1 pseudogene is annotated in these 464 nt (G+C 68.1%); it reads right to left on the bottom strand.

From position 1 onward, the window contains the following. Nucleotides 1-275 precede the first annotated feature (275 nt). A pseudogene (locus A6V37_RS41415) lies at nucleotides 276-464 on the bottom strand (MarR family transcriptional regulator); the annotation flags it as partial.

Genomic DNA, 464 nt, shown 5'->3' with positions numbered 1-464 from the left:
CGGGCGCGGTCGGGGTGGGGAGGAGAATCTGGTGGCACGGGGCAGAGGGGTTGCCGGATAGCGTGGGCGGCCGGAAAGGAGACGGGATGACCGTGGGAGGGTAGGGGTTTGTCGGAGACAAGCAATACGCGTGGCTGATGAAAAGGGAGGGCCATCATCGCGGCGGACGGACGGGGAGGTGCTCGGGGGACGCGCAAGTGGGGCGGCTGGGGAAGGTCTGACCGGGAGCGCGGGTGGCGCTCGCCGAGGCGCGGCTAGGGTAGCGGTGGTGTGTCGCGCGTTGACTGGGATGTGGCGAGATGGGTAGGCCTCGCCAGGTACATGATCGAGAGCGGGGCGAACGAGCGCACGGAGGCCGCCACCGGCGCTTCAGGCAGGGTCACGACAAGCTGGTCCTGATAGGGGTCGCGGATGCCGCGCTCCGCGAGTTTGTTCAGAACATGCAAACGGTAGGTGGGGAGCTG

The organism is Paraburkholderia ginsengiterrae (assembly GCF_001645125.1).
GTDB classification, from domain to species: domain Bacteria; phylum Pseudomonadota; class Gammaproteobacteria; order Burkholderiales; family Burkholderiaceae; genus Paraburkholderia; species Paraburkholderia ginsengiterrae.
This window is presented reverse-complemented; position numbering and strand designations above follow the sequence as displayed.